The 255-nt window shown below is 42.7% G+C and carries 1 pseudogene; it reads left to right on the forward strand.

Annotation, left to right across the window (positions count from 1 at the left end):
- Positions 1-255, forward strand: a pseudogene (locus ACYQ2O_RS13410) (hypothetical protein); the annotation flags it as partial.

Genomic DNA, 255 nt, shown 5'->3' on the forward strand with positions numbered 1-255 from the left:
GGTGATCAAAAAGGTGCATGATTTAGATTACCGACTCATTCTCACTTATTCAGAAGAACTTGGATCTCCAATCAAACCGATTAGAGGAAGAACGAGAGCGAAACAACTCTCCGAAAAAGAACAGTGTCCGCGCTGCCATGCGCCTCACCAGTATCTTTACATAAACAGTAAAAAAACTGGCCAGAGACTGTGTAAAGTGTGTAAGCACACGCATATCCCTGGAAAAGAATCCGAAAAACCACGCTTAATTCGTTG

The sequence above is a fragment of the Alkalibacterium sp. m-11 genome, from assembly GCF_054658155.1.